General features: G+C 53.1%; 19 protein-coding genes and 2 pseudogenes. 9 read left to right on the top strand and 12 right to left on the bottom strand.

The window, feature by feature from the left end; all coding sequences use genetic code 11:
* The first annotated feature begins 106 nt into the window (after nt 1–106).
* The 3 genes from HPC62_RS23215 (at nt 107) to HPC62_RS23780 (ending at nt 2,052) form a co-directional block, all read left to right on the top strand.
* Nucleotides 107–637 (top strand): hypothetical protein, encoded by a 531-nt coding sequence (locus HPC62_RS23215; protein ID WP_216655264.1) that lies wholly within the window; start codon nt 107–109, stop codon nt 635–637.
* Nucleotides 638–913: 276 nt separating this feature from the next.
* Nucleotides 914–1,507 carry an IS110 family transposase gene (locus HPC62_RS23785; protein ID WP_228721659.1) on the top strand — a complete coding sequence of 198 codons (594 nt, stop codon included), beginning with the start codon at nt 914–916 and terminating at the stop codon, nt 1,505–1,507.
* Nucleotides 1,508–1,524: 17 nt separating this feature from the next.
* The gene (locus HPC62_RS23780; protein ID WP_228721658.1) at nt 1,525–2,052 is read left to right on the top strand and encodes a transposase; all 528 of its coding nucleotides are present in this window, start codon (nt 1,525–1,527) and stop codon (nt 2,050–2,052) included.
* 157 nt (nt 2,053–2,209) lie between these two features.
* Here the strand turns inward: HPC62_RS23780 and HPC62_RS19175 are convergent, their stop codons facing one another.
* The 4 genes and pseudogenes from HPC62_RS19175 to HPC62_RS19165 all read right to left on the bottom strand — a co-directional run bounded on the left by HPC62_RS19175 (nt 2,210) and on the right by HPC62_RS19165 (nt 4,901).
* Nucleotides 2,210–2,788: an HNH endonuclease gene (locus HPC62_RS19175; protein ID WP_225910577.1), complete on the bottom strand. Its 579-nt coding sequence runs from the start codon at nt 2,786–2,788 to the stop codon at nt 2,210–2,212.
* A protein-coding gene (locus HPC62_RS19170) for an IS630 family transposase (protein ID WP_205370770.1) occupies nt 2,772–3,726 on the bottom strand; the annotation gives its coding sequence in 2 pieces (ribosomal slippage) (nt 2,772–3,384 and nt 3,383–3,726; 957 coding nt in all). The genes HPC62_RS19175 and HPC62_RS19170 overlap by 17 nt, the downstream gene beginning before the upstream one ends.
* A gap of 58 nt (nt 3,727–3,784) precedes the next feature.
* Nucleotides 3,785–3,982: pseudogene (locus HPC62_RS24240) on the bottom strand (HNH endonuclease); the annotation flags it as partial.
* A complete protein-coding gene (locus tag HPC62_RS19165; protein ID WP_172359054.1) occupies nt 3,954–4,901 on the bottom strand; it encodes a DNA adenine methylase in 948 nt (315 codons plus the stop codon). The pseudogene HPC62_RS24240 and the gene HPC62_RS19165, both read right to left, overlap by 29 nt.
* Nucleotides 4,902–5,415: 514 nt before the next feature.
* On the opposite strand from HPC62_RS19165, the gene HPC62_RS19160 reads away from it, so the two are divergent.
* Entirely contained in the window at nt 5,416–5,865 is a 450-nt protein-coding gene (locus HPC62_RS19160) for an IS110 family transposase (protein ID WP_216655290.1), read from the top strand.
* A 9-nt stretch (nt 5,866–5,874) separates the two neighbouring features.
* On the opposite strand, the gene HPC62_RS19155 is transcribed toward HPC62_RS19160, so the two are convergent.
* On the bottom strand, nt 5,875–7,047 hold the full coding sequence (locus tag HPC62_RS19155) for a transposase (protein ID WP_172353422.1): 1,173 nt from the start codon (nt 7,045–7,047) through the stop codon (nt 5,875–5,877).
* A gap of 93 nt (nt 7,048–7,140) precedes the next feature.
* On the opposite strand from HPC62_RS19155, the pseudogene HPC62_RS19150 reads away from it, so the two are divergent.
* Nucleotides 7,141–7,832: pseudogene (locus tag HPC62_RS19150) on the top strand (transposase); the annotation flags it as partial.
* A 201-nt stretch (nt 7,833–8,033) separates the two neighbouring features.
* Here the strand turns inward: HPC62_RS19150 and HPC62_RS19145 are convergent.
* A complete protein-coding gene (locus HPC62_RS19145; RefSeq protein ID WP_172358095.1) occupies nt 8,034–9,113 on the bottom strand; it encodes a hypothetical protein in 1,080 nt (359 codons plus the stop codon).
* Nucleotides 9,114–9,487: 374 nt separating this feature from the next.
* Here HPC62_RS19145 and HPC62_RS19140 point away from each other — a divergent pair.
* A protein-coding gene (locus HPC62_RS19140; RefSeq protein ID WP_216655289.1) for an IS630 family transposase occupies nt 9,488–10,442 on the top strand; the annotation gives its coding sequence in 2 pieces (ribosomal slippage) (nt 9,488–9,831 and nt 9,830–10,442; 957 coding nt in all).
* A 229-nt stretch (nt 10,443–10,671) separates the two neighbouring features.
* Here HPC62_RS19140 and HPC62_RS19135 read toward each other — a convergent pair.
* The 3 genes from HPC62_RS19135 to HPC62_RS19125 form a co-directional block, all read right to left on the bottom strand.
* Nucleotides 10,672–10,944 carry a hypothetical protein gene (locus HPC62_RS19135; RefSeq protein WP_225906662.1) on the bottom strand — a complete coding sequence of 91 codons (273 nt, stop codon included), beginning with the start codon at nt 10,942–10,944 and terminating at the stop codon, nt 10,672–10,674.
* A gap of 408 nt (nt 10,945–11,352) precedes the next feature.
* Nucleotides 11,353–11,766, bottom strand: coding sequence for a heavy metal-responsive transcriptional regulator (locus HPC62_RS19130; protein ID WP_172358094.1), 414 nt, complete (start codon nt 11,764–11,766; stop codon nt 11,353–11,355).
* Nucleotides 11,767–11,860: 94 nt separating this feature from the next.
* Entirely contained in the window at nt 11,861–12,568 is a 708-nt protein-coding gene (locus HPC62_RS19125) for a glutathione binding-like protein (RefSeq protein WP_172358093.1), read from the bottom strand.
* A gap of 318 nt (nt 12,569–12,886) precedes the next feature.
* Here HPC62_RS19125 and HPC62_RS19120 point away from each other — a divergent pair, with 318 nt between their 5' ends.
* Complete coding sequence (locus HPC62_RS19120) at nt 12,887–13,849, top strand: glycosyltransferase family 9 protein (RefSeq protein WP_172358092.1); 963 nt, start codon at nt 12,887–12,889, stop codon at nt 13,847–13,849.
* Nucleotides 13,850–13,935: 86 nt separating this feature from the next.
* On the opposite strand, the gene rlmN is transcribed toward HPC62_RS19120, so the two are convergent.
* Nucleotides 13,936–15,237 (bottom strand): 23S rRNA (adenine(2503)-C(2))-methyltransferase RlmN, encoded by a 1,302-nt coding sequence (gene rlmN / locus HPC62_RS19115; protein ID WP_216655288.1) that lies wholly within the window; start codon nt 15,235–15,237, stop codon nt 13,936–13,938.
* 124 nt (nt 15,238–15,361) lie between these two features.
* On the opposite strand from rlmN, the gene mnmA reads away from it, so the two are divergent.
* Nucleotides 15,362–16,447, top strand: coding sequence for a tRNA 2-thiouridine(34) synthase MnmA (gene mnmA / locus HPC62_RS19110; protein WP_172358091.1), 1,086 nt, complete (start codon nt 15,362–15,364; stop codon nt 16,445–16,447).
* Here mnmA and HPC62_RS19105 read toward each other — a convergent pair.
* Complete coding sequence (locus tag HPC62_RS19105) at nt 16,444–17,484, bottom strand: dipeptide epimerase (protein ID WP_172358090.1); 1,041 nt, start codon at nt 17,482–17,484, stop codon at nt 16,444–16,446. The genes mnmA and HPC62_RS19105 overlap by 4 nt on opposite strands.
* Nucleotides 17,485–17,698: 214 nt before the next feature.
* Entirely contained in the window at nt 17,699–21,235 is a 3,537-nt protein-coding gene (locus HPC62_RS19100) for a response regulator (protein ID WP_172358089.1), read from the bottom strand.
* 231 nt (nt 21,236–21,466) lie between these two features.
* Between HPC62_RS19100 and HPC62_RS19095 the strand changes: the two genes are divergently transcribed.
* A complete protein-coding gene (locus HPC62_RS19095) occupies nt 21,467–22,180 on the top strand; it encodes a GNAT family N-acetyltransferase (RefSeq protein ID WP_172358088.1) in 714 nt (237 codons plus the stop codon).
* The last annotated feature ends 85 nt before the right edge of the window (nt 22,181–22,265 follow it).

Genomic DNA, 22,265 nt, shown 5'->3' with positions numbered 1-22,265 from the left:
CTGACTGCCTGACACAAGTGGTTGAAAGAGTTGAGACCTCGTCAACAGAGGGAAAAGGTGAGCTGACATGAGATGCTGAAATTTGCGTCATCTCAGGGTCTGTATCATGCCAGCCACCACCTGCCTCTATGATCAAGTGCTGTCGTTATTGCGTCAATCCAGTAATGCCCGCGACCTGCGCCACCTCAAAGCGCTGGCGTGGATGGTGACGGCCCTGGTGTGCAGCGGTCGGTTGAGCCTGCCGCAGTGGGAAGCCTATGTGCCCAGTCGGGCCCGTCAGGCGCAAAGCACCGAACGCCGGTGGCAGCGCTTCCTAGGCAATCGCCGGGTGCGGGTCAAAAGTCTGTACGTGCCGCTGGTGCTAGCCGCCATCCATCGCTGGCAAGGTCGGCGGCTTTACCTGGCGCTCGATACGACGGTGTTGTGGAATCGCTACTGCAGGATTCACCTGACGGTTACCTGTTGCGGACGAGCGGTGCCGCTGCTGTGGCGGGTTTTGGAGCATCCCAGTGCCACCGTCAGCACAAAGCGATACCTCCCCATGCTGCGGTTAGCCCATCGGCTGTTGCAGTCGTACCCCGATGTGATGGTTATGGGGAGACAGAACCGCAACAGAGAGGAGACGACCATGCATTGAGCGACAGTCAGATGTCTACTAACATATCGCTTCGCTCCTCTCATACAGCTCACTAAGAGCCAGAGAAATGGTAATAGGAAAAGGGACTGGGCTAGGGATTGAGGACGACCATCCAACGTCAGACATCTCGATGTCTACTAACATATTGCATCGCCTCAACCTTGACCAGCTTCCTTCAACGAATTCTCAGGGAGTGGTGACAGACACCTTCCATAATCTCTTCGCTCAGAAGCAGGCAGCCCAGTTCCAGACAACAAACTATCCCCAACTTAGCTGATGGAAAGAACCTTTGTCGCCTACATCGGCATTGACTGGTCAGATCGCAAACACGACATCTGTCTGTACGACCCCGAGAGCGCACAGCGAGAATACAGCGTGATTGGCGCTCAACCGCAAGAGATTGCCAACTGGGTTGCGACCTTGCAACAGCGATACGGCAACAGCCCAATTGCCATCTGCCTGGAGCAAAAGCGAGGACCCCTGATTTACGCGCTGTGCCAGTACGACAACCTAGTGCTGTTTCCCATCAATCCGCGCACGGTTTCTAACTATCGACGAGCCTTTCAGCCCTCACGAGCAAAATCAGACCCCGTAGATGCCCAGATTTTGATTGAGCTGCTGCTCAAGCACCCAGACAAGATCCCCCCGTGGCAAGCCGCATCTTGTGAACTGCGAGCGTTGCGGCAGTGGAGTGAATCCCGCCGCATGCTGGTGGGAGAGAAGGTACGACTGACCAATCGCATCACCGCTGCTTTGAAAAACTTTTATCCTCAAGTGCTGGAGTGGTTTGAGGATAAAGACACCCAAGTGTTTTGTGACTTTATCACTCAATACCCTTCAAGGCGCTGTTGCATCGACTCGATGAGTTAAATCAAACGATTGAGCAATTGTTTCAGTCTTTGCCAGATGCGGCGTTTTTCGATGCTTTACCCGGAGCAGGACCCCATCTTGCGCCCCGGCTACTGATTGCGTTTGGCGATGACCGCAGTCGCTTCGGCAGCGCCCAGGCGTTTATGAGCTATATCGGCATTGCACCCGTCAAAGAGGAGAGTGGCAAGAAACGTTGGACGCATTGGCGCTGGAGTTGTCCAAAGTTCTTGCGGCAGTCCTTTGTAGAGTGGGCTGACCAGTCGCGGCGGCACTCATCGTGGGCCAATGCGTTCTATCAGCAGCAGCGGCGATCGGGCAAAAGTCATCCCAAAGCGATTCGCGCTCTGGCGTATAAGTGGGGACGGATTCTCTGGCGCTGCTGGCAAGACCGAGTGCCCTATGACGAAGACCGCTATCTGGCGGCGCTCCAGCGGAAGAGGTCACCACTGGCGGTAATGCTAGTTCAAAGCGCTGCTGAAGTGACGACGAGTGCAGGAGGTGAGTGCAGTAATTCTAGGGTTCAAGTTACGCTAAAAGACACATGACAGTTCAACGAACGGAACGCTTTTGGGAATGTGGCGATGAATGTGATGCAGTCAGCATGAGGCTGACTTATAATCTGCTGCGTTTAGATTTTGTGTATCCATTGACTCAATGTTTCTTCACGGCTACCTATTGACTCCGTCTCCCTCAGGGCCTATGTTAGCCGTCGCCATTACGTTCGATCTCACGCTCAATAATCTCTTTGACAAACTCAGGCAGTTCCTTTTCTACGCTAACAGCCCTTTGCTTGAGCCTTTCATAAATCTCAATGTCATCTCCTTCCCAAAGCAGATCTATTCTTCTGATTTGCCGCATTGCAATATGCTCATAGCTTTCCGGATACGCCCAGTAGCAGGATAGACAAATAGACTTATCCTTAATGTTGTTCCAGTTTTCGCAATGTTCGCATGACCACGATTTAGCCCGGTTGGCAGAGCCACAAAGTAACATAAAGTTTTCCGGGGCTAGATCCGGCTCACCATCAACTTCAAAAGGAACACGATGATCAATTTGCAACTCGCGTTCATCTACCTCTTCAAGATAAATAAAACACTTACATCCGTATCTACTAATCAGTGCCTCTTTAATCTGCTTGGATAAACCTGTTCTTCCAGAAAGGCGAGTGAATCTTGCCTTGCTAATATCTCCAAACCGATATGCAGCTATTTTTCTGCCATCACTTCCAGTAACACGAAAAGTCTCTAACGGGATATAGCGTTTTTCATTCTGGCGAGGCATAGTAACAGCAATGGGAGAACCAATTCTGTAGGTCATTCAATGACACTTGGGAGAAGGACTCCTCAATGGCTTTGTCTAGATCAAGATAGCTCCGTGCCCCAAGGGAGCGCAGAATACTCTTAATCTTTGAAAAGCAATTCTCGATGGGTGAAAAGTCCGGCGAGTACGGCGGTAGAAACATCAGTTTAGCACCTGCATCCTCAATCAACCTCCTAACTTCTTCACCAAGATGAATCGAGCAGTTATCCATGATGACACATGCCCCTTTCCACAACTTAGGAACGAGTCTCTGGGAAATGAAGGCTTCAAAGGTAAGTCCATCGACTGAACCGATGAGATTGGAATAGGTAATTACCTTTTTAAGGCTAATTGCACCAAGAATCGAGACCCGTTTCCCTCGTTTGCTGGGACGCTTGCCATGGGCTCGTTTTCCTTTCGGGGCACGTGCCCGGAGTCGAGTCAAAGCCAGGTTCACTCCTGATTCGTCAATAAAGATTAAGTCTTGAGCCAGGAATCCTCGAACCAGTTGCCAAAATTTGACTCGTTCGATTTGCACCCGTTCAGTTTCCTTTTTGTCGGGATACAGCGTTTTTTTTAAGGGTTAAGTTCAGTTTCTCTAACATACGAAACATCGTCGAAACGCCAATCCGAACACCGACCCTTTGTTCCAGCAAGTCACACAACTCTGCCAATGTCGCGTCATGATTTGATTCAGCAATCGTTTTTAGGATCTCTAGTTGCTCATTACTTAATTTGGTTGGCGTTTGCTCAGTGCGGCGTTTGGGGGCAATCTCACCTGTTTCCCGATATTGTTTGATCAGCTTTCGCACGAAACTGTAAGCAACTCGAAATTGTTGAGCGATTTGACGTTGCGACGTATTCCCTTCAATGTAGACATCAATAATTTTTTGTCTAAGATCTAGTGAGTAGGGTCGCATTTGAGTTAAGGGTAAAGTAAATTCACTGAATAGATTATATCAAAATACGCCTCACTAGGCTAGAAATTGCTATACCATTCTCTCTGACATCTCTAGCTGCTCTTGGAGGATGGTTATAACCGTAGGTTTCTTTCAACTCCTCAGTTGTAATAAATCCGTGTTGCAAGATGTGATCAATGACTGCCTTCGGTCTCTTTGCTGTTACAGAGCGACAAAGTTCTAAGAAGTCATCGGGTAGCTGCTGCGAATTCTCCATGCTTTTCCAAGAGGGTTAGCTGCTTTGGTTTCTTTCCAACATAGCTAAAATCTATGATCTTAGTATTCATTAAGCTTTTGGATAAACTTGGCGATAAGTACAACGACTCAATTGTAGTTTCTTCCTTGCCCAATAATGTAGACTGTGAAGATCTGCCAACTTCGATTTCGATTCTTTCAAGATTTAAGCTTTTAGGAAGAATCTTGCCAAAAGCCTTATCACCCAATTTACCGTCGTAACTGATAGCAAATGTAGCTCCTTTTCGATTTAATTGTTCAAGAGCTAACACAAAATCATCGAAATTTATCCCAGACAGATATCTTGAATCTCTATTTCCGCATACACCTTGATACGGAGGATCCATATAAATAAAATCATCTTCTTGGACTTGCTCTAATACTTCTCGATAATCCAAACTCGTAAACTTGCATCTGCCTTTGAGCAAACTAGATACACCTGCTATATTTTTTCTCATTGTTTCAGGTCGTGTTCCTTTGCGTCTTTTGTCCGGACTTTGGTTGAACAATCCTTCAGAATTGTAGCGAACCGAACCTTTAACGCATCTCGCTAGTAGATAAAGGAACAATTTTGGATCATTAGTCTCATTAAATTTTGACCTAACTTCAAAATAATGGGCTACAGAATTAGTATGTTGCTCATTCCATAGCTCCAAGTAAAAATTTGCTATTTCGTCTGGTCTTTCTATAGACAGTTCTAGTAGCTCGATTAGCGGCTTGTTCAGATCATTCAACCAAAAACTGTGGGTAATCTGACTTGCAGACGTAGCAACACTAATCGCAGCAGTTCCAGCAAAAGGCTCTACCAGCCTATTGAGATTTTTTGGAAAAAACTGGAGGATGTGCTTTGCCAGATTCCTCTTGCTGCCTTGATATTGAATGAAGTGGGGTAGATTCGCCATCATCATGCAAGAACAAATGATCTTGCAGCAGTTTATCACGATAGCCTGAGCTTGTCGCTTAACTCCAGCATTTTTTCAAGAGGGACAGAGGGGGCGAGGCTGAAGCCTAAGACGGCTAACGGTGAAGCTCAACGGCGGCAGACAACCTTTGAGTCCCAGTCAAGATCTCTGCTCCGTCCGTTGCAGCGCAGTTATGGGGAGACAGAACCGCAACAGAGAGGAGACGACCATGCATTGAGCGACAGTCAGATGTCTACTAACATATCGCTTCGCTCCTCTCATAGAGATCGCTAAGAGCCAGAGAAATGGTAATAGGAAAAGGGACTGGGCTAGGGATTGAGGACGACCATCCAACGTCAGACATCTCGATGTCTACTAACATATTGCATCGCCTCAACCTTGACCAGCTTCCTTCAACGAATTCTCAGGGAGTGGTGACAGACACCTTCCATAATCTCTTCGCTCAGAAGCAGGCAGCCCAGTTCCAGACAACAAACTATCCCCAACTTAGCTGATGGAAAGAACCTTTGTCGCCTACATCGGCATTGACTGGTCAGATCGCAAACACGACATCTGTCTGTACGACCCCGAGAGCGCACAGCGAGAATACAGCGTGATTGGCGCTCAACCGCAAGAGATTGCCAACTGGGTTGCGACCTTGCAACAGCGATACGGCAACAGCCCAATTGCCATCTGCCTGGAGCAAAAGCGAGGACCCCTGATTTACGCGCTGTGCCAGTACGACAACCTAGTGCTGTTTCCCATCAATCCGCGCACGGTTTCTAACTATCGACGAGCCTTTCAGCCCTCACGAGCAAAATCAGACCCCGTAGATGCCCAGATTTTGATTGAGCTGCTGCTCAAGCACCCAGACAAGATCCCCCCGTGGCAAGCCGCATCTTGTGAACTGCGAGCGTTGCGGCAGTGGAGTGAATCCCGCCGCATGCTGGTGGGAGCTGCTTGACTGACAAAACTAAGAAGCTGGAATACGGCTGAGGACAGTGAATTCACGCTTTAGGGAGTCATCGTGTTGTCGCCTTGATGCGATGGCAGGTTGAGGGTCAGGTGAACAGGAGAGGAACTGATAAACGTGAATCTTCCACTGGTGAGTGATAGCCAGCCGAATCCAATTCCAGCCCAGCTTGAGATAACTCATGCCGCGCTTCCAGTGAGCATCGACTTGGCGACGCTTGCCGGATGCGACCACTTGCACCCCTTGGAGAACTAAGAACAGCATCGTCAAGGCGATTACCCCACACAACTGGGAAAGGGCAACCTTGTCTCTGAGTCTGGAGGCTTCGAGATTAAACCCGTTGGACTTCAAATCCAAAAACGACTCCTCCACCTGAAATCTCAGTCGATATTGGGCAAACGTCTGCAAGTTCGTCGGCTCATCACTCACAATTGTCCAATTCTCGCTGCTGAGTTTGTCGTGGGCAAAGGCAAGGTAAACATTGTCGTAGGGCTTTGTTCTACCCACCGACACTGCAGGCGTAAAGTAAGCTTGTCCTGGTTGCAATTGAACCGACGATACCTGGCGCCACTGCCCTTGGTGCTGAAATTGGAAGGAGCGTTTGATGCGGATGCGGAAATGCCAACCCAGATTCTCCCGGAGGTATTTCATCAACTTGCCATCGGCAAACCCTCGGTCTGCCAAAAGGACAATCGCGACACCCTCGGGCATCAGCCGTTGCGCTTGCCGCAGTACCCGTTGAATCGTCCACAACCTGACGGTGCTGCTTGATTGCGCCACCACTTTCCAAGCGACCGGAACCGTTCTTCCTCGGTACACCACTGCGACCCAGACGATGCAGAAACAATTCCATACGACCGTTGTATCGAGGCTTAAGTAGAGTCGTTGGGTCTGCCAGTTGGACAGAGCCTGCCCAATCAGCGCATGATGAGCGGACGCGACATTGATCCGCCGATTCGACAACCAGCGGCGAAACCGGCGTTGGTGGGATTGAGCCATTTGAGCGCGACTCCTCACATACACCCCAAATCCATTGAGATGAACGTTTTGGCTTCCAATCATGCCAATGATCATCCAGCACAGTGTTTGCAGATGGCGAGCATCCTGCCACTGAATGTCGCATTGACGCAGAAAATCATTCAACGCATCATAAAGACGGGAAGTCGGTGACATTGATTTGACTGGTTTGTGTGGTTACTTCTCAGCCTAAATCATGCTCTGCTTCCCGCATGGCTTTCGTTCCAGCTTTAACCTGTTTTGTCAGTCAAGCAGCTGGTGGGAGAGAAGGTACGACTGACCAATCGCATCACCGCTGCTTTGAAAAACTTTTATCCTCAAGTGCTGGAGTGGTTTGAGGATAAAGACACCCAAGTGTTTTGTGACTTTATCACTCAATACCCTTCAAGGCGCTGTTGCATCGACTCGATGAGTTAAATCAAACGATTGAGCAATTGTTTCAGTCTTTGCCAGATGCGGCGTTTTTCGATGCTTTACCCGGAGCAGGACCCCATCTTGCGCCCCGGCTACTGATTGCGTTTGGCGATGACCGCAGTCGCTTCGGCAGCGCCCAGGCGTTTATGAGCTATATCGGCATTGCACCGGTCAAAGAGGAGAGTGGCAAGAAACGTTGGACGCATTGGCGCTGGAGTTGTCCAAAGTTCTTGCGGCAGTCCTTTGTAGAGTGGGCTGACCAGTCGCGGCGGCACTCATCGTGGGCCAATGCGTTCTATCAGCAGCAGCGGCGATCCGGCAAAAGTCATCCCAAAGCGATTCGCGCTCTGGCGTATAAGTGGGGACGGATTCTCTGGCGCTGCTGGCAAGACCGAGTGCCCTATGACGAAGACCGCTATCTGGCGGCGCTCCAGCGCAAGAAGTCGCCGCTGGCGGCAATACTAGTTCAAAGCGCTGCTGAAGTGACGACGAGTGCAGGAGGTGAGTGCAGTAATTCTAGGGTTTAGATCACACTAAAACACACGCAACAATTCAACGAACGGAACGCTTTTAAGAATGCAATGTGGCCAACCTCAGGATGGCTTATGGTCTGCTGCATTTAGAATCTGTGCATCAATTTACTCAGTGCTTCTTTACGGCTGACTGTTGACTCCGTCTCCCTCAGGGCCTATGTTAGACTACTAAATCTTTGAGATATTTAGCCTCTACTAAGTTGAAGCTGCAAGATTTAATGCAGCTATTTTCTCTTCATAGTGTTTGATAAATTCTTGAAATTTACAGGTAAATCGAATTATCTGCCCTGTTGATCTTCTGTATCTTGAAGGATCTGTATATCGTTCAAAAACATCAAGGAATCTCTGTTTATCATTTGGATTTAGCTGTTGTGCATCTATGAAGTACTCTTCGATTTTCTTTTCCCATCCATTAAGCTGGTTGCTAAATTCGTACACCATAAGCCAAGGTAAGGCTATCTCCCAAATTCGGTGATGTTTACAAGCATAGGCATACTTGAAGAATCTCGCCTTAGTAGCATCACTAACTTCAGTATCACCCAGAACACGCATACCATACTGGTTCATCAAGGAATAGACGATTCCAGGATATCTTCCTATTATCGCCTCCAACACCCCTTCTAAATCGTCAATATAATCGTCTAAATCAGCAGAGATAAAAACATCTACGACTTTTTCTAACGAAGCTAAAAACTCAGGTCTACTCGTAATTTCTTTAGAATCTTTTATGATATCAACGACTTCCATGACAGCATCTCGCTCTGCATTGGAGAAACTATCTCTAGATTTATCTGATAAATCCGAAGCTAGGTTAGAGAATTTATAAAATGCAAATTCTTTGTTTAGCTGCTCTACTTTTTCATCAATTCTTGACAACGCAACTTTGCGTACATTTTCTTCTATAGCTGCTTTAATCGACTCATTGATGTTAATTTCATCCTTGAGTTGTGCATATATCTTCTTCTGCAAATCCTTATATCCTGCAACTCCAGCAACAGTAATTGCACCTACCAGTAATGCTGTGATAATACTAACAATAGTCCAACGCAATGCTTCACGTTCTCTAGCTAATCTGTCAAGTTCGCTGACAGTCTGAGAAACTAAAGCATCATATAATTCTTTTCCTGAAAGGCGTACTTCCAATTCTGAGGGTTCAGCATCTACTTGGCTACTTTGCTCACTATTGACCCTATCCTGAGCAATACCATCAGCACATTTAGATATTGAAACGAACCCAATAACAACCGCCATTAAAAGCAATTTACCAAAGCTCATGTTTCTTACCTCTCAATAAGACCAATTCTTTGATCCGGAAAGAATTAGGAAAGGAATCAGTAAACATTATATGGCTTGGGCTATAGATTTCCCTTTGAATAAACAAAAATTACAGGTTTTGTATTCGGCTAGAACCGTAGAACAGACTGGTAGTCTAACTAGTAATTAGACTGATCGTGTCTGCCTATCTACCTCCAGAAGGGCAATTAGGCTGAAATTTGTCAGCCTAACTCCCCAAATCGGGGGATTAGGCTGATTCAGATCTGTCTAAGATCCCAATTTGGGGAGTTAGGCTGACGCTATAGCAATTTCTAGCCTAGTGAGGCGTATTTTGATATAATCTATTCAGTGAATTTACTTTACCCTTAACTCAAATGCGACCCTACTCACTAGATCTTAGACAAAAAATTATTGATGTCTACATTGAAGGGAATACGTCGCAACGTCAAATCGCTCAACAATTTCGAGTTGCTTACAGTTTCGTGCGAAAGCTGATCAAACAATATCGGGAAACAGGTGAGATTGCCCCCAAACGCCGCACTGAGCAAACGCCAACCAAATTAAGTAATGAGCAACTAGAGATCCTAAAAACGATTGCTGAATCAAATCATGACGTGACATTGGCAGAGTTGTGTGACTTGCTGGAACAAAGGGTCGGTGTTCGGATTGGCGTTTCGACGATGTTTCGTATGTTAGAGAAACTGAACTTAACCCTTAAAAAAAACGCTGTATCCCGACAAAAAGGAAACTGAACGGGTGCAAATCGAACGAGTCAAATTTTGGCAACTGGTTCGAGGATTCCTGGCTCAAGACTTAATCTTTATTGACGAATCAGGAGTGAACCTGGCTTTGACTCGACTCCGGGCACGTGCCCCGAAAGGAAAACGAGCCCATGGTAAGCGTCCCAGCAAACGAGGGAAACGGGTCTCGATTCTTGGTGCAATTAGCCTTAAAAAGGTAATTACCTATTCCAATCTCATCGGTTCAGTCGATGGACTTACCTTTGAAGCCTTCATTTCCCAGAGACTCGTTCCTAAGTTGTGGAAAGGGGCATGTGTCATCATGGATAACTGCTCGATTCATCTTGGTGAAGAAGTTAGGAGGTTGATTGAGGATGCAGGTGCTAAACTGATGTTTCTACCGCCGTACTCGCCGGACTTTTCACCCATCGAGAATTGCTTTTCAAAGATTAAGAGTATTCTGCGCTCCCTTGGGGCACGGAGCTATCTTGATCTAGACAAAGCCATTGAGGAGTCCTTCTCCCAAGTGTCATTGAATGACCTACAGAATTGGTTCTCCCATTGCTGTTACTATGCCTCGCCAGAATGAAAAACGCTATAATCTGCATAATACCCCTGATTCCGGGAATTAGGCAGACAACTTCAGTAAATCTTTAGATAAGGAAAACTCATGGAATGCAGTTGAGCGTTGGCGAAGCCTTGCGGAGCAATATCGTTCTCCTTGATCTTTAAGCGCATAAGAAAGCGTGGGCAAAGTCTTGCAGAGCAATATCGCCCACGCTTTCAGTCAGCAGTTACTCATTCGCCGCAGCATCACTTCACACATCGCGATGCAAGTATCGCAGCACCTCGCCGGGGCGGGAGTTGATGACGATGCCGTTTTGGGGGACTTGCAGGGCGCGAGTCCACTCGAAGCGCTCGGCGTAGTGGAGCAGGTGCAGGCGATCGATCGCCATCTGGGCATCTTCGGGCAGGCCGACGAGGTAGTGGCGCAGACGGCGACGGTGCGGCAGCTCGCAGGTCAGCGGCGGCAGCGAAAACTGGGTCGCCTCCGACAATGGGGACGACCAGACATATTGAATGTGTAGCATTTGGGGTTTCCTCCAGGAAACGAGGGGTAGGAAACCCCGAAAAGTTGGCCGCCCATAGACGTGAAGCGCTGATGACAGGGCGGCCTAAAATGGACGCAGCCCTGAGACAGACTATACCTGTCCAGGGGTCAGGTGTTGGTAGATGCTAGGAACATCTACCAACGCCGTAAATGACTAAACGACCAAAGTTTCGGGGGGAAAGTCAAGCCGCGCTGACTTGGCATCATCACAGCTTGATGGTTGATTGTAAGGGATGCGATCGCCCCCGTCAATTGCCCGATCAATCGCCCCCACCAGTCCTCGACTTTTGACGGTTCAGACACTTGCTTCAGCCCTGCTTTAGACCTTGATGGCTTTCCCGTTTATCTCCGCGAACGAAGGACATCAGACTATCATCCCCAACTCCCCTTAACTCCGCTGAATAATTGGACAAATGGTTTCCGCCGAAGCAGTTGGCGCTGCCTGCCAGCCAGACAGCAGCCCGCCCAGTTCTTGCTTGAGAATTTGAAGCTGTTGAATCTGCTGCTCGATTTCAAGTAACTTATCTTCCAGCTTTTCGCGAATATGGTCACAAGGTAAGTTTCCCTGGTCATAGACCGCCAGGAATTCCTTGATTTCCATCAGGCTCAGCCCAAGGCTCTGGGCGTGTTTGATGAAGCGAAGCCGACCCAACACGTCTGGGTCAAAGAGCCGATAGCCGCCTTCGGTTCTGCCAGAGATTTTCAGCAAGCCCAACTCGTTGTAGTAGCGAATCGTCTTAATTGGCAGGCCACTGACTCTGGCAACTTCACCAATTCGCATTGTTTTTTCGCGCGTGAGCATACTCAATTCCGCCAAACTCTTATGCCCATGATAAACCCTCCAGTTGGCTGGAGAGGTGAGGCGGGATGGAGTTCGGAGAAACGAGTGAAGCTGTCTACTCTCCAGGTTGCGAGATCGAGGCGGCGGTTTGCCCAAAGAGGATTTTGCGGCTTTCGTCGTTGATGGTGGGCGTGTTGCTGAAGGGCTGCCCCCGTTCGTAGGCGCGGATGACGGCAGGGCGATCGCGCATGGTTTCAAACCAGCGCTTCAGGTGGGGAAAGTCCTCCAGGTTTTGCTGCTGCCGCTCGTAGGGCACGATCCAGGGATAGCACGCCATATCGGCGATGGAATAGTCCCCAGCAATATATTCACGCCCCCGGAGTTGTCGATCGAGTACGCCGTAGAGCCGATTGGTTTCGTTGACGTAGCGGGCGATCGCATAGGGAATTTTTTCTGGCGCATACTGCGAAAAGTGATGGTTTTGCCCCGCCATCGGCCCCAGCCCGCCCATCTGCCAAAACAGCCATTCGGTGACGGTCTTGCGCCCTCGCAGGGTGTTCGGCAGAAATAACCCCGTCTTTTCCGCCAGGTACAGCAAAATCGCCCCCGATTCAAACACCGAAATCGGCTCGCCGCCATCGGACGGAGTTGGGTCGATAATGGCAGGCATCCGATTATTGGGCGCAATTTTCAAAAAATCAGGCTTGAACTGATCCCCTGCGCCGATATTGACGGGCACAATGCGATAGTCCAGCGCCGCTTCTTCCAAAAAGATGGTGATTTTGTGTCCGTTGGGGGTTGGCCAATAGTAGAGGTCAATCATAAATTTTGGATTTGCAATTTTGGATTTGCGATTTTGTGTGATTTTGGATTGCCGAGTCGAGCTTCTGGGGGCTTCTGGTAGTTTCATTCGGAACGCTACATCAAGCGCCACAGCATTAGGAGAACTAATGCGACATATGCGACATGAAGAACTACGGTGATCGAGGCGGGTGCGCGTGCAAATCCCGCTCCATTCTATAAGACGCGGCGCGTGTCTGGGTTTGCTCAAACTCTGGTGCGACTCCGATGCTCTGGATACGATCGCCCCTTGCCGTCTTGCTGTAAGCTTTTGGGGGAGATGTATGAGTAACCAAGTGGTATGAGAGTTGTGGCCCTTGTTCCGGGGGGAATTGGCGACCAGATCCTGTTCTTCCCCACCCTGGATGACCTGAAGCAAGCCTATCCCAATGCGGATATTGATGTGGTGGTGGAACCCAGGGCAACAAGTGCCTATCGGGTCAGCAAGTCAGTCAGCGATGTGCTGTCCTTTGACTTCAAAGACAACAATAGCCCGGCGGATTGGGCAAACCTGCTGGGCGTATTGCGCGATCGCTACTACGATGTAGCCCTTTCCTTGGGGCAGCGCTGGGGCGTGGGGCTGCTGCTGTGGCTGACGGGTACGCCCAAGCGCATCGGCTATCAGAGCGGTTCGAGCGGTCTGTTTCTCACCGATGCAGTGCCGCTTAACACCGACCAGTATGCGGCTGCGATGTACCACGACCTGCTGAAGGGGCTAGGCATCGACACGCCCTGCCCCGATCCGTCCATCAGCATTCCCAAAAAAGATCTGGACTGGGCCGAGGCCGAGCGGGCCCGGCTGGGACTGGGCAGCGGCGGCTATGTGCTGATCCACGGCGGCTCTAGCCAGCTTGCCAAGGTTAAGGGCATCGACAAGATTTATCCCGTCGAAAGCTGGCAGGCGATTATTCAAGACTTTCAGACCAAGCAGCCCAACCTGCCGATCGTAGTGGTGAAGGGCCCAGAGGATGAGGCGTTTGTGGCGACGTTGGCTCAGGCAGCCCCCGGTATCAAAATCACCTCGCCGCCGGACATTGGCAAACTGGCCGCCATGATTGCCGGGGCAAACCTGATGCTCTGCACCGACAGCGCCCCCATGCACCTGGCCGTGGCGCTGAAGGTCTTCACCCTCGCCCTGTTTGGCCCCACCGATCCCGAAAAGCTGCTGCCCAAGAGCGATCGCTTCGCAGGCATCAAATCCCCCACAGGCAACATGGCTGATATTGACCCGAAGACGGTGTTGAGCAAGGTGTGGGGAGGTTGAGGGAAAAACGGAAAAACGAAGAACGAAAAACGAAGAACGAAAAACGAAACCTCTTCCCTCTTCGTTCTTCTCTCTTTCCTCTTCCCCTACCCCCTCCTGGCCCGCAACTGCCCACAGGCCGCATCCGCCTCTAGCCCGCGAGAATAGCGGACGCTGACGGCGATGTGATGATCCTGGAGCGATCGCACGAATGCTTTAATCCGCCGCTCGTCGGGGCGCTGATAATCGACTTCGTTGATGGGGTTGTAGGGAATTAGATTGACGTGGCTCTGGAAGCCGCGCAGGTGGTGCGCCAGATCTTCGGCGTGTTCGGGTTCGTCGTTCAGCCCTGCCAGCAGGATGTATTCAAACGTGACGCGCCGCCCAGTGTGCTGGACGTATTCGCGGCACTCGTCGAGCAATGCTTCCAGAGGATAATGCTTGGCGCTGGGGATGAGGGCTTCGCGGGTGGGCTGGTTGGAGGCGTGCAGGCTGACGGCCAGCGTCACCTGGAGCTTGTGCTGGGCCAGGCGGCGGATGTGGCCGGGAATGCCCACGGTGGAAATCGTCATCGTGCGCTGACCAATGCCCACGTCGGTATTGAGCGATCGCACGGCCGCCAGCACATTGTCCGTATTCAGCAGCGGCTCACCCATGCCCATAAACACGATATTGCTGACCCGCTGCCCAAAGTCTTCCTGCACCGTCAGCACCTGGTCGATAATTTCATGCGCTTCCAGGTTTCGCAAAAAGCCGCCCTTGCCCGTGGCGCAAAAGTCGCAGGCCATGGGACAGCCCACCTGGGAGGAGACGCAGACCGTCAGCCGCGAGAGGGGAGTCGGGGAACTGAGGTGTTGAGGCTCGGAAGTCCCCTTTGTTTCTAGCGGAGCGGCGTGTAAGCGCGGGAATTTAGGGGGATCAAGCGGGCTGGCATAGGTCGGCATCCCGACGGTTTCGATGATGTGCCCATCGCCCAGGCGCAGGAGAAACTTCACCGTGCCGTCTGGAGCCGTGGCGCGATAGTGGACGTGCGATCGCCCGATGGGATAATCTGCCACCTCGGCCCGCCACGCCTTAGGAAACACGGTCACCTCCGAGAGCGATCGCGCTCCCCGCTGATAGAGCCATTGATAAAGCTGCTTGCCGCGATAGGCGGGCTGTCCCTGCTGCTGCACCCACGCGGTCAACTGGTCGAGCGACTGGCCCAGCAGCGGTGCTTGGAGCGAGTCGGCCGCAGGTGCAGCAGTGGATTCGGCAGCTTCAGCCGATGACAGATCGGCGGGCAGCGTGGAAGAGTCGGAGTGAATGGATGGCATCAGGGCGGCAGAGGGCAGAAAGTTGGCACGCTTTCCATTATCGCTTGCGGTTTGAAGGACGGGGCGATCGCCCTCACTATACGCCTCCACCATGCGCCCCCAGCACGCGCCTCACCCCAAACCAGCCACCCAGCGTTTTGGACTAGAATTTAAAAGCTGTCAAGAAAAGCTGTCAAGCCCGATATTTTTTACGCCCTTCTCACCCGCATATCCAAGCATGACCAAAATTGTTGTCGGCCTCTCCGGCGGCGTAGACAGTTCCACCGCTGCTGCCATTTTGCACCACCAGGGCTATGAGGTGGTGGGCGTGACGCTGTGGCTGATGAAGGGCAAAGGTCAGTGCTGCTCGGAGGGCATGGTGGACGCGGCTCGGCTGTGTGAGGAACTGGAAATCCCGCATCACATTGTCGATAGCCGGGATCTCTTCCAGGAAAATATTGTGGACTATCTGGTGGAAGGCTATGGCGCGGGCATTACGCCGCTGCCCTGTTCGCAGTGCAACCGGGCGGTGAAGTTTGGCCCGATGCTGCGCTATGCAAAAGAGGAACTGGGCATCGACGCGATCGCCACAGGGCACTATGCCCGCATCAGCCACAACCCCGAAACTGGGCGCTATGAGCTACGCCGCGCCGCAGACCTGAGCAAAGACCAGTCCTACTTTCTCTACGACCTGCCGCAAGACGTGCTGGCCCACGTCCACTTTCCCCTGGGCGACCAGACCAAGACCGAAACGCGCCGGGTGGCCGCCGAGTTTAACCTGCACACCGCCGAAAAACCCGAAAGCCAGGACTTGTGCCTGATTGAAGCACACGGCTCTATGCGTGATTTTTTGGACAAATATCTGGCTCCTAAACCGGGCGATATTGTCGATCAGTCGGGTCGCGTGTTGGGTCAGCACGACGGCATTCACCACTACACCATCGGTCAACGCCGGGGTATCGGGGTTGCGGCGGCGGAACCGCTGTATGTCGTGGGCATTGACGTGGGGCGGAATCAGGTGATTGTGGGCGATCGCGCCAGTGTTCACCAGCCAGAATGCACCGTGCAGCGGGTGAACTGGGTGTCGATCGCCACGCCCAGCGGCCCGATTCGCGCCTTTGTGCAGCCCCGCTATCGCGCCACGCCCGTTCCCGCCACGCTCGTCCCACTCAACGACGACGCGACTCGCCTGAAAATCACCTTCGACGAACCGCAGTTTGGCATTACCCCAGGGCAAGCGGCCGTGTGGTATGACGGCGACGGGCAGGACGCGACCAGGGGCGATCGCGTCTTGGGCGGCGGCATCATCGAAGTGCATCCCTAGCAGTAGACTCCTAATCCAGGGCGATCGCCCGGTATCAGCCGTCCTTCCTGCATCTCCGCACCGAGAAACGGGTCATCCAGCAGGTTCAGGTGGCTATCCAGATCGACGTGGGTCGCAAAGGGCGTGAGGTGGGCGGCGGCGGTGTTGGCCAGCGTGCTGTCAGAATAGCAGCCAAACATCAACTGCAAGCCGTGAGCTTGGGCCGTATGTACCATTGCCAGCGCTTCACTCAGCCCGCCCGCTTTCATGAGCTTGATATTAATGCCGTGGACGCGATCGCCCAGCTTGGGAATATCCGCGCGGTCAAAGCAGCTTTCATCGGCAAACAGCGGCAGCGGCGACTCGCGGTAGAGCTTTGGCAAATCGGCTTCCTGTCCCGGTGCGAGCGGCTGTTCTAGATAGGTGACCCCGCGCTCTGCCAGCCAGTGACTCATGGCGATCGCCCCTGGCAAATCCCAGCCGCCGTTGGCATCCACGCTCACCTTTGCGCCCGTCGGCACGTCTTGCAGCACCGCCGAAAACATGGCGCGGTCGGCTTCCAGCCCCGCCGGACTGCCCAGCTTGATTTTCACCGCGTGAACCTGGGTTAGCTCCAGCCAGCCCCGGAGTCGCTGCTGGGCGGACTCCGGTGTGTTGATGCCAATGGTGATGGAGGTGGGCACGATGCGATCGCGCTCCAATCCCCACAACTTCCACAGCGGCAGCCCCGCTCGTTTGCCGAGCCAGTCGTGCAGCGCCAGATCCAGCGCAGTCCGGGCCGCCGAGGGCAGGTGCAGCTCCCCCAGACGAGCGGCGATCGCCTGCTGGTCGTAGGGCGTATAGTCTGCCAGGTGTGGTGCGGCGGCTTCCAGGGCGGCGGCGATCGTGCTGGTCGTCTGGGGCGATCGCCCAGCGGCAAACGGCGACGCTTCGCCCCAGCCTTCAATCCCGTCGTGTTCCAAAATTAGCCACAGGTTCGTGCTTTCGGCCGTCGTTCCCCGGCTAATGGTGAGCGGGACTCGCTTGTGGACGGTAAACGGCTGAACCCGAATCTGCATGTGATGAGATGTGATAATGGGTCTCAAAAATTGCGTCAGGATTAGGTCAAGCCGACTTCTTCCTTTGAATCTTTCTAGAATATCTAGGATATTGTCTCGAAACCTGATCACAGGCGCAAGCTTGGGACGAGAAATCCGGCAAGGCCTGGGGCGATTTTAGAGTTTAGCTGGGTGATTTTGGATAAGCGATTTTGGCTGGACAACTTGGATTATCTTATCCTTGTGTCTTGGCAATCGCCTCGTCTAGGTGATCGATGCGAATGGCGAAGGTCAGCACAGTCTCATCTACGCCCTTGAGTTCCAGCGGGCTGAACTTGGTAATCGTGTGCTGATCCAGGTAATCGGCCACGGCAGCAGACACCAGAATCGTATCGGGTTCGGCGGCTTCCTGGATGCGGGCAGCAATGTTAACGCTGGGGCCGATAGCGGTGTAGTCGGTGCGTTCGGAGCCGCCGAACATGCCGACGACGGCCGTTCCCTGGTGGATGCCGCAGCGAAACTGGACGCGGCTGATGCCCTGAGCCTGCCAGCGCTCGTTGAGCTTGTCGAGGGTGCGATACATCTGCTGGGCAGCGGCGATCGCCCGCTTCACCTGCTCGTTGGGGCTAATTTCCTCTGGCGCACCAAAGATCGCCAAAATCGCATCGCCCATGAACTTATCAACCGTGCCACCATGCTCAAAAATGGCGTGGGTCATTTCGGTCAGATACTCGTTCAGCAGTTCGGCCACCCGGCGCGATCGCAGCGTGTTGGAAAGCTGCGTAAACCCGATAATGTCGCTAAACAGAACCGTAATCATGCGCGGTTCCGGTCGCAAATCCAGCGCCAGGTTGCCCCGTGCCGCTTTTTCCACCAGCGACGGCGGCAAAAATCGCTTCAGCACCGATTCCGTCAGATAGGTATTTAGCTCCGCCACGCGCCGTTCGCTCTCTTTCAGCGCCAGCAAGTTCCGCACCTCGGCCACCAGTTCCCGTGCGTTAAACGGCTTAGAAAGATAGCCGTCGGCTCCCTTTTCGGCTCCTTCAATGCGGGTTTCTTCGTCGGCCTTAGCAGTGACCAGCACGATGGGCGTGCCCCTCAGGTCGTCGTCCTGGCGCACCATCTGGATTAACTCCAGCCCCGACACCAGCGGCATCATCAGGTCGGTCAGGATGAGCTGCGGACGATGCACCTGGGCCGTCATAAAGCCTTCGGCTCCGTTGCGGGCAGTAATCACCTGATAGCCCGCCTGCTGCAAGACGCTGGACACATAGCCGCGCATGTCGGCGTTGTCATCTACCACCAAGACCGTGCTTTGTGAAGTGGCAGCAGCTTGGGCAAGGGGCAGCGACTCTAGGGCCGGTGCGCCCGTAATCTGGGTCGGGGGAGCGTTGGGGGAAGGGGCGATCGCCACGGGTCGCTGCTCTGTATCCTGGGCAAGCGCTAGATCGCCCTCAATATCCGCCAGTTCCACCGTAGAGCGGCTATGCTCCAACTCAGCGGGAATCTCGATCACCTGGTCGGACGGCAGATGGGTCAGTCCGGTTTGCAACCACACGATAAAGGACGTACCCTCGCCATAGACCGATTCCACCGTTACCTGGCCGCCGTGCATTTCGACCAGTTCCTTCACCAGTGCCAGTCCCAAACCGCTGCCCTCGTAGCTGCGGCTAGCAGAACCGTCGGCCTGACGGAATCGCTCAAACAGATGCGGAATCTGGTCAGCACGGATGCCGATGCCCGTATCCTGCACCCGAATCTGGCAATGATCCCCTGCTGGAGCCACGGTGACGGTAATTGTGCCGCCCGACGGCGTGAACTTCATGGCGTTCGACAGCAGGTTGTACAGCACCTTGTCGAACTTTTCGACATCCAGGTACACCGGGGGACACGGCTCTAGGTGGGTAATCAGATGAATCTGCTTCTTTTCACAATAGGGGCGGAAGCTGTCGATGATTTGGCTGGCAAAGTCGCGCAGGTCGCAGGGGCGGAAGCTAGGCTGCATTCGTCCCGCATCGAGCCGCTGGAGATCGAGCAGTTGGTTCACCAGTCGCAGCAGACGGCGCGAGTTTCGCAGGGCAATTTGCGACTGCTCGAAGCTGAGGCCCTGCTGCTGGGACACGGCCGACTCTAGCGGGCCGATGGTGAGGGTCAGCGGGGTGCGAAATTCGTGGGATACGTTTTGGAAAAACTCGGTTTTCTGGCGATCGAGTTCCAAAAGCTGTTCTGCTTGCTGGCGCGTTTTTTGATAAAGGCGAGACTGCTGCACGGCGATCGCCGCCTGCGCTGCCACGGCCTGGGCCAGTTCAATCTCATCCGCCGACCACTGGCGGGGCTGGTGCATCTGGCGCAGTGAAATACTGCCGATAATCTGGCCATCGCTGAGCAGCGGCACAACCAGCAGGGCACGGGCGGGCGATCGCAGCGGCAGGTCAGGGACATTTAGCTCTGGATGCTGGCTGAGATCGTTGATCACCACCGGAGCCTGGGTAGACAGCAGCCGTTGCAGCACGGGATTGCCCGAAATGGGAACCAACGACAGCGGCAACTGGTGGCGTGAACTGGGGTCACTCCGCCCCCATTCATCTAGCGGTAGCCCAGAGGACACCTCTTTGCCGTCGTGGGTCAGCTCGTGCAGCCCAACACATTGCACAAACTCGTTGCCCTCCGTCCACAGCGACAGGGCGCAGCCGTCTACATGAATCGCCTGACCCAGCTTTTGGGTAATAGCAGAGAAAATATCCTGGGGATCGAGGCTAGAGCGGATGGCAGTGGTGATTGTGTTCACCAGCGCTTCTCGCCGAGCGAGCGATCGCACCTGTTCATAGGCCTTGGCCTGCGACAGCGCCAGGGCTGCCTGATCCGACACCATCACCACCAGTTGCACCTCGTCGTCTTGCCAGGTGCGCGGCATTTCGCACTGATGCAGCGCCAGCACTGCCATCAGTTCTTGCTGACAGATCAGCGGCACCACCAGGCTAGAGGCAATGTTAGCAGCGCGATAGGCCTGCTGTCCGGCTTCGGTAGGGCAGGTGGCCAGCAGTTCCGCTTCGGCGCGGGCATCGTAGATTATCTGCACGTCTCGCGTTTCCCAGACGGTGTGGGCGAGGCTGCTGACATCATCCAGTCGGTGGGCCAGGTCGGTGTGTTCCTCGGCTTCGGTGACGCTGCGAGAGCGATAGACAAACACCTCGCTCCCCAGGCGGTTATCGTGAACCGGCCGCAGCAGGCAGCAGTCCACCTCAAACATGTGGCCGACGGTTTCCACAATGGTTTGCAGGATCTGCCGATAGTTCAACGCGCCGCGAATGGTGTTGGTGACGGCATTCAGCAAAGATTCCTGACGGAGCGATCGCTGCAATTCCTGAGTGCGAGCTTTCAGGACATTGTGCGTGTCTACGGCTTGTCGCACCACGCCCTTCAGTTCCTCATCGTCCCAGGGCTTGGTAACGTACTTGAAGACTTTGCCGGAGTTGATGGCTTCGACCAAATCCTCCACATCGGTATAGCCCGTGAGGATAATCCGGATAATGTCTGGGTACTGGGTTGCGGTCAGGCTCAGGAATTCTGTACCGCTCATAGACGGCATCCGCTGGTCGGAAATGATCACCGCCACGCCACCTTCGCTGGCCAGAATGTTGAGCGCTTCTGGCCCGCTCTCTGCCCGCAGCACTTTGTACTCGCGGTGAAAGGTGCGATAGAGCAGGTCTAGATTATCGGGTTCGTCATCGACGACCAGAATTTTGGGCTTGTTGGGATTTATCGCCGCCATGCATCGCGCTCCTGCCGGGAGTTCATCGCTCTCAAGGGACGGCTAGAAATAATGTGCCGCATAGAATTCAACGTGCTGCCAAACTGTGAACACCAAATGCACCACGGACTTACCTGACTCTTAGCGTTCCCAATCTAGCAATAGATGTAACTGTAAATGCCAGACGCGCAATAGTGGGGGAATACTGATACAAGGCAGATGGGACAAGGTAGATGAGACAAGGCAGGGTAGATGCGACTCGTTTTCGCTCGTTCTCGGTTTTCGCTCGGTCTAGAATGGGGAGATGCAGTGATTACGGGCGTGGCCGTGGGTCGAGACGTGTTTTTATCGGCGTTGCTGGCTGGGTGGATGGATAAGCCGTGTGGGATATCCCAAGTAGATGAACCTGGAACGATCTTAATCCGAACAGCGCGATCGCGCGACCTGCCCGATCTAGCCGAGGTGCTAGCGAGCAGCTTTCACAATCCAGACGGGCTGCTGGGCTGGGCCTATCCGCTGTTTCGAGCGGGTATTTTGGACGATTTGCGCGGCCGGCTGCATCGCAAAACGCCACACTATACCTGCCTGGTCGCCGTTGAACAACACGGCAGCGACAACACCCTGACCGAGCGTGTAGTGGGCACGCTGGAGATGAATCTGCATCGTCCTGCATTTTGGAATGTGGTGGGCGATCGCTATCTCTATATTTCCAACCTAGCGGTGCGGTCGGGCTATCGGCGGCGGGGCATTGCGCTGCAACTGCTGCAAGCGTGCGATCGCATTGCGGTCGAGTGGGGCTTTGCAGCACTCTATTTGCACACGCTGGAAAACAATACGGCAGCCCGACTGCTGTATGAAAAGGCAGGCTATCACGTTAGTAAATCTGAGTGGAATCCGTTCACTTGGGCAGTGGGGCAACCCCAGCAGCTTTTCTTGCAAAAACGCCTGTCACAGCCACAGGGATAGGTCACAGCTACAGGGATAGCACTTATAGAATGTATTGAGTAAATGCATCGCATCAGTTCTACCATCGGTTCTACCTTCAGTTCTA

Origin of the sequence: Thermoleptolyngbya sichuanensis A183, from assembly GCF_013177315.1 — a bacterium.
GTDB classification, from domain to species: domain Bacteria; phylum Cyanobacteriota; class Cyanobacteriia; order Elainellales; family Elainellaceae; genus Thermoleptolyngbya; species Thermoleptolyngbya sichuanensis.
This window is presented reverse-complemented; position numbering and strand designations above follow the sequence as displayed.